The sequence below is a fragment of the Pseudomonas sp. genome (assembly GCF_037994325.1).
Taxonomy (GTDB): domain Bacteria; phylum Pseudomonadota; class Gammaproteobacteria; order Pseudomonadales; family Pseudomonadaceae; genus Aquipseudomonas.
Map to the genome: position 1 here is coordinate 1 of NZ_JBBNAH010000354.1, position 6,748 is coordinate 6,748.

Below are 6,748 nucleotides of genomic sequence, written 5' to 3' on the forward strand. Positions count from 1 at the left end.
CGCTCTGGTTGGAGATGATCGACTGCTTACGCGCTTGCACGGTTTCCACGTCGGTGTTTACCGCGCGGTGCAGGTTGCGGGTGTTTTCCACCACCTGACGGCGCAGGCTTTCGCGCTGCTGCTCAACCTGATTCAGGCGCTGGTAAGACTCACGCACCTGCGAGCTGGTCAGGCCGCCACTGAAAATCGGGATATTCAGCTGCAAGCCAATGCTGCGCTGCTCAACATCACCGTTGTAACGCGGTGCGCCGGGGGTGCCGCTGTTGACGTAACCGAGGCTGTCGTTGTCGCCACGCTGGTATTGCGCCACGGCGTCGACCGTCGGTGCGTGGCCGGCTTTGCGTTGGCGCAGGGTTTCTTCGGCGGCATCCACTGCAAAGTTGCTGGCCTGCAAATTGAGGTTCTGCTGGGCGGCAGTATCGACCCAGGCTTTGGCGTCGTTTGGCGTCGGGGCGAGAACCGGCAGGGTGTGCTTGATACCTTCAACCGAGTTGTAATCGCGGTTGGTCAGGGTGATCAGGGCCTGGAAGGCGTCGTCCACCGAGCGCTGGGCGAGAATGCGGTTGGCGCGGGCGGTGTCAAAGCTGGCTTGCGCTTCGAGTACGTCGGTTTTGTCGGAGAGGCCGACGTCGAAACGCTCATTGGCTTGGTCGAGTTGGCGCTTGAAGGCCGCTTCTTCGGCCTTGGTGCTGGCCAGGTTGTCTTGCGCACGCAGCACGGCGAAATAGGCTTCGGCGCTTTGCAGAATCAGGTTTTGCTCAGTAGCCGAGAGCTCCAGTGCCGCTTGTTCATTGGTGGCTTCGGCCGCTTGCAGTTGGAACCAACGATCAGCGCGGAACACCGGCTGGCTCAAGGTGGCTTGGTAATGAATACCGCTGCGGCTCAGGGTCGGGTCGCCAGCGTTGGTTTTCACCTTGGTGTCGCTGTCGCTCATATTGGCGCCGCCGGAAATATTCGGCAGCAGCCCGGCGCGGGCCTGGGGCACTACTTCTTTACGGGCTTGGTAATCGGCGCGGGCGGCGGCCAGGTCGGCGTTATTGTTCACCGCTTCCTGATAAACGCTGACCAGGTCTGTCTTGCTCGACAGAGGGGCTTCCGCTGCCAGGGCAGCGCCGCTAGCGGCTGAAGCCACGGCAAGTGCCAGGGAAAGTCTGCGCAGCATACTAATCATCCTAATTGGTGTGGCCCCTACACGGGCGGCAGCGGGGCGGTGATGGGCAAGGCTAAGGGGCGCGATGCGGGGGGTCAAGCGCCCTGAGCGCGCCGTGAGTGTAGTTTGCGTCACGCTATGTTGCTCTGCCGGAACAATCCTTAAGCGCAGCGGCTAGCACCGTCATATTTAGACGCGCGGGTCGTGCATTTTTGACTTTGGGGTTGGTTTTAACCGGCCCCTTGTTTAGAGTGGCCGGGTTCTTGTCGGGGTGCCTTGAGTGAAAGGCTGAGATCGGTTAATCCGGATCCCGTTGAACCTGATCAGGTTAAAGCCTGCGTAGGGAACAAGATTGCTCGCCACCTTCACGCTTCGTGGCGAGTCCTCTAGCACCACCTAAGGTGCGCCCAAGCCCCCCGTCCGTATCAGGTTCACTCCGACAATCCCGTTCAGGATGACGTTGGAGAGCCTTGATGAGTACACAAAAACAAAAAGCCAATCTGAGCGAAAGCGCCCAGGTCGATCAGCAATCGGTACAACCGTTTACCCGCTCGCAGAAGATTTATGTGCCGGGCTCGCGCCCTGACATTCGCGTGCCGATGCGCGAGATCAGCCTCGACGTAACGCCAACTGACTTCGGAGGCGAGATCAACGCCCCGGTATTGGTGTACGACACCTCCGGCCCCTACACCGACCCGACTGTGCAAATCGACGTGCGCAAAGGCCTGGCCGATATCCGCTCGCCGTGGATCGACGCCCGTGGCGACACCGAACGCCTGCCCGGCCTCAGCTCGAACTTCGGTCAGGAACGCCTGAGCAATCCCGAGCTCACTGCCCTGCGTTTTGCCCATGTGCGTAACCCACGCCGCGCCAAAGCCGGCGCTAACGTCAGCCAGATGCACTACGCCCGCCAAGGCATCATTACGCCGGAGATGGAGTTCGTCGCCATTCGCGAGAACATGAAACTCCAGGAGCACCGCGCCGCCGGCCTGCTCGACCAGCAACACCCCGGCCATAGCTTCGGCGCCAGCATTCCGAAAGAAATCACCGCTGAATTTGTCCGCGAGGAAATCGCCCGCGGCCGCGCGATTATTCCGGCCAACATCAACCACGTAGAGCTGGAACCGATGATCATCGGCCGCAACTTTCTGGTGAAGATCAACGGCAATATCGGCAACAGCGCCCTGGGTTCGTCCATTGAAGAAGAAGTGGCCAAGCTGACCTGGGGCATTCGCTGGGGTTCGGACACGGTGATGGACCTGTCAACCGGCAAACACATTCACGAAACCCGCGAGTGGATTATCCGCAACTCGCCGGTGCCGATTGGCACTGTGCCGATTTACCAAGCCTTGGAAAAAGTCGGCGGCGCCGCCGAAGACCTGACCTGGGAGCTGTTTCGCGACACCTTGATTGAGCAAGCCGAACAGGGCGTGGACTACTTCACCATCCACGCCGGCGTGCTCTTGCGTTATGTGCCGCTGACCGCCAAGCGCGTGACCGGCATTGTCAGCCGTGGTGGTTCGATCATGGCCAAGTGGTGCCTGGCGCACCATAAAGAGAACTTCCTCTACACCCACTTCGACGACATCTGCGAAATCATGAAGGCCTACGATGTGTCCTTCTCCCTGGGCGATGGCCTGCGCCCCGGCTCAATTGCCGATGCCAACGACGCCGCGCAATTTGGCGAACTGGAAACCCTCGGCGAGCTGACCAAAATCGCCTGGAAACACGACGTGCAATGCATGATCGAAGGCCCAGGCCATGTGCCGATGCAGTTGATCAAAGAGAACATGGACAAGCAGCTGGAATGCTGCGACGAGGCGCCGTTCTACACCCTCGGGCCGCTGACCACCGACATTGCACCGGGCTACGACCACATCACCTCGGGCATTGGCGCGGCCATGATCGGCTGGTTTGGTTGCGCCATGCTCTGCTACGTCACGCCCAAGGAACACCTGGGTTTGCCAAACAAGGATGACGTTAAGACCGGGATCATTACCTATAAGATCGCAGCCCACGCAGCCGACCTTGCCAAAGGCCATCCGGGGGCGCAGATCCGCGACAACGCACTGTCCAAGGCGCGCTTTGAATTCCGTTGGGAAGACCAGTTCAACTTAGGTTTGGACCCCGACACCGCCCGCGCCTACCACGACGAAACCCTGCCCAAAGACTCGGCCAAGGTCGCGCACTTTTGCTCCATGTGCGGGCCGAAATTCTGCTCGATGAAAATCACCCAAGAGGTGCGTGAGTACGCGGCTAACCAGCGTATTGAAGCGGTGGATGTTGACGTGCAGCAGGGCATGCTGGAGCAGGCCGAGCGGTTTAAACAGGAAGGCAGCCAGCTGTACAAAAAGGTGTAACGCCGAGAACAAAGTCCCCCCTCACCCCAACCCTCTCCCCGTAGGGGCGAGGGGGCGGAACGGGGATGGATTCACGATTTTCGCCACCACCCAAATCAGTCCCCTCGCCCCTGCGGGGAGAGGGCTAGGGTGAGGGGGCTGGCCAGCAAGGCATTCCCTTTACTCACCCCATTTACGCCACACCGAGACCACCCAGCGTGAACACACCCAGCACCTACTCCCCCGACCTCGCGGTCCCAGCCAGCAAGCGCGTGTTTGGCGCCCGCGATCTATTTTCCCTGTGGTTTTCCTTAGGCATCGGCCTGATGGTGCTGCAAACCGGCGCCCTCCTCGCCCCCGGCCTGGGCCTGGCATTTGGCTTGCTGGCCATTGCCTTGGGCACCGCCGTCGGCGTTCTGCTGCTAGCCGCAGTCGGCGTGATCGGCAGCGACACTGGCCTGGCCTCGATGGCCGCAATCAAACTCAGCCTGGGCAACCACGGTGCCAGCCTGCCCGCCGTGCTGAACCTGCTGCAACTGATCGGCTGGGGCGCGTTTGAAATCATCGTAATGCGTGACGCCGCCAGCCTGCTGGCCGCGCGGGCGTTTGGCCAAGCAAGCATCTGGACCCAGCCGCTGCTGTGGACCCTGCTGTTCGGCGCCCTGGCCACCTTGCTGGCGGTCACCGGGCCGCTGACGTTTGTGCGGCAAATCCTGCGCAAATGGGGTATCTGGCTGCTACTGGCGGCCTGCGTGTGGCTGACCTGGAACCTGTTTGCCAAAGCCGACCTGGCTACCCTCTGGGCTACCCGTGGCGATGGCTCGCTGCCGTTTGCCCTGGGCTTTGATATCGCCATCGCCATGCCGTTGTCGTGGCTGCCGCTGATTGCTGACTACTCGCGCTTCGGCAAGCGCGCCGGCAGCGTATTTACCGGCACGGCGCTGGGCTTTTTTATCGGCAACCTGTGGCTGATGGGTTTAGGCGTAGCCTACACCTTGGCCTTTGCGCCAAGTGGTGAAGTGAATGCGCTACTGCTGGCCTTAGCCGGTGCCGGCCTGGGCATTCCGTTGCTGCTGATTTTGCTCGACGAGTCGGAAAACGCCTTTGCCGATATCCACTCGGCGGCGGTTTCCAGCGGCACCTTACTGCCGCTTAAAGTCGAGCACCTGGCCTTGGCCATTGGCGTGGTGTGTACCGCCATTGCCTGCGTTGCACCGTTGGCGCAATACCAGAACTTCCTGCTGCTGATCGGCTCGGTGTTTGCGCCGCTGTTTGGCGTGGTGTTGGTCGATCACTTTATTCTGCGTCGCCGCGCCAGCGTCACCATGGCGCATGCGCTGCGCTGGTCGGCCTTGCTGGCATGGGCCGGCGGTGTGGCGACCTATCACCTGCTGGCGCATTTCTACCCGGAGCTGGGAGCGACCTTGCCAGCGTTGATTGTGGCGGGGCTGTTGCAGCTTGCCTTGGGGCGAAAAACGCAACTCTAAAGCCGGTCCCGTAGGGTGTGCTATGCGCACCGTGGCGATTGCTGATGAATCGCGTGGTGCGCGCACCGGGCGCGGACCGGCACACCCTGCGTGCTACTTACCGCGACCCGGGAAATACTGCGGCTTAACGATGCCATTCAAGCGCGGATAGGGAATCTTCAATTCCGGATGGCCTGAGGCATACGGGGCAATGCTGTACACGTCGTACATCAGGCTGACCGCGCCAAAGGTCAGGCCAATATTGTTGGTGCGGATAAAGGGCCAGTTTTTGATGAACTCAGGGTCTTGATCCAGCTTATTGGCGATCAGCCAGCTTTTGTGCGCCAGTTCGGCGGCTTGCCAGAACGCGGCTTCCTGGCCCGGAATCAGGATGTCTTGCAGGGTCAGAACTTTGTGCAGTTTGCGGTCGAAGTTAATCAGCTGCCGCGCCGGCATACCGTGGGCGCCGCCGGTAAACAGGTAGCTGGATAACTCGATGATCACCAAGCCGTCATGCTGCTCACGTACTTTGGCCTGCAAGTAACTTGACCAGCCCGGTTCTGCAACCTGCAAAAACTCTTTTTCGTAACCTTGCAGCGTGGCCGGCACCGTTGCGCCGGGCGCATTGGCGGTCATCTGCCGCAGGCGCTGGTCGATCAGCGCGTTCAGTTGCGGCTCATCGGCAAAGCTGACGGTATCAATATTCACCAGTGGGCAATCGCTGCCCTGGCAACCCGCTTGGGTGTGTTCCCAGGCGGTGCGTTTAACCTCGAGTTTGTCCGTCAAGTCGGGCTCAAACAGGCTGGCGCAACCGCCCAAAAGCAGGGCCAGAGCGAGCGGGGTAAAGGCTTTTAAGGCAGACATAGCATTCCTTGGCGGTGATGATTTGTAGCGGGCAAAAAACCGCGAGTGTCGGCCTTCGACTGCCGATGGCCCTGTGAGTTCGGGCGGCGTGGCTTTTTGCCTGGGCCGCTATCCTCGCAGCCCGTCGGCATTCTTGAAAGGGGCTGCGGCGCGCGCCGAGGCAAGCTAGGATGACAGCAATCGCCGTTTTAGTAGCCAATGGATAACCGATGACCAAGACCTTCACGCCAGGCCCGGATGACGTAGAACTCGTTAAGCGGGAAAACTGCTTTCAGGGTTTTTATAAAGTCGACCGCCTGCACCTGCGCCACCGCCAGTTCTCCGGTGACATGGGGCCGACCATCAAGCGTGAGCTTTTTGTCCGCCACGATGCGGTATGCGTGTTGCCCTACGACGCCAAGGCCGACAACGTGGTGCTCATCGAGCAATTTCGCGTGGGCGCGTACACCAAAGACGCTAACCCGTGGTTGCTGGAACTGGTGGCAGGCTTGATCGATAAAGACGAACAGCCTGAAGAAGTCGCCCGCCGTGAAGCGGTGGAGGAAGCGAATCTGGAATTGGGCGCGCTCTGGCCGCTGCCTTCCTACTTCCCCTCCCCTGGCGGCTCGGATGAAAAGGTTTACCTCTACGTTGGCCGCTGCGACAGTAGCGGTGCTGGCGGCGTACATGGGCTGGAAGAAGAAGGCGAAGATATTCGCGTGCACGTGCTGCCGTTCGAAGACGCCCTGGCGGCGGTTCGCGATGGTCGCATTAACAACGCGGCAAGCATTATTGCCATTCAATGGCTGGCACTTAATCGTGCAGAAGTGAGGGGAATGTGGGCGTAACCCTGGTTCGTGATCGTTATCGCGTTGACTTGATTGAGCTGCAAGCGGCCTGCGAGGCCAACTACGCGCGGCTGATGCGGCTACTGCCGGCCATGCGCGATG

General features: G+C 60.5%; 5 protein-coding genes, 1 pseudogene and 1 riboswitch. Of the genes and pseudogenes, 4 read left to right on the plus strand and 2 right to left on the minus strand.

Annotation, left to right across the window (positions count from 1 at the left end; all coding sequences use genetic code 11):
• A partial coding sequence (locus tag AAAB16_RS12085; RefSeq protein WP_340663537.1) for a TolC family outer membrane protein occupies window positions 1–1,162 on the minus strand: 1,162 nt, incomplete at its 3' end.
• Window positions 1,163–1,407: 245 nt separating this feature from the next.
• Window positions 1,408–1,513: riboswitch (TPP riboswitch) on the plus strand.
• Between the two features lie 110 nt (window positions 1,514–1,623).
• Here AAAB16_RS12085 and thiC point away from each other — a divergent pair.
• Together thiC and cytX are read left to right on the plus strand one after the other, a co-directional pair.
• On the plus strand, window positions 1,624–3,510 hold the full coding sequence (gene thiC / locus AAAB16_RS12090) for a phosphomethylpyrimidine synthase ThiC (protein ID WP_340663538.1): 1,887 nt from the start codon (window positions 1,624–1,626) through the stop codon (window positions 3,508–3,510).
• A gap of 197 nt (window positions 3,511–3,707) precedes the next feature.
• Window positions 3,708–4,976, plus strand: a complete 1,269-nt coding sequence (gene cytX / locus AAAB16_RS12095) for a putative hydroxymethylpyrimidine transporter CytX (protein WP_340663539.1) — start codon at window positions 3,708–3,710, stop codon at window positions 4,974–4,976.
• A 93-nt stretch (window positions 4,977–5,069) separates the two neighbouring features.
• Here cytX and AAAB16_RS12100 read toward each other — a convergent pair whose 3' ends face one another.
• Window positions 5,070–5,819: an RsiV family protein gene (locus AAAB16_RS12100; protein ID WP_340663540.1), complete on the minus strand. Its 750-nt coding sequence runs from the start codon at window positions 5,817–5,819 to the stop codon at window positions 5,070–5,072.
• A gap of 209 nt (window positions 5,820–6,028) precedes the next feature.
• Between AAAB16_RS12100 and AAAB16_RS12105 the strand changes: the two genes are divergently transcribed.
• The gene (locus tag AAAB16_RS12105; RefSeq protein WP_340663541.1) at window positions 6,029–6,646 is read left to right on the plus strand and encodes an NUDIX domain-containing protein; all 618 of its coding nucleotides are present in this window, start codon (window positions 6,029–6,031) and stop codon (window positions 6,644–6,646) included.
• A pseudogene (locus AAAB16_RS12110) lies at window positions 6,637–6,748 on the plus strand (DUF1249 domain-containing protein); the annotation flags it as partial. The gene AAAB16_RS12105 and the pseudogene AAAB16_RS12110, both read left to right, overlap by 10 nt.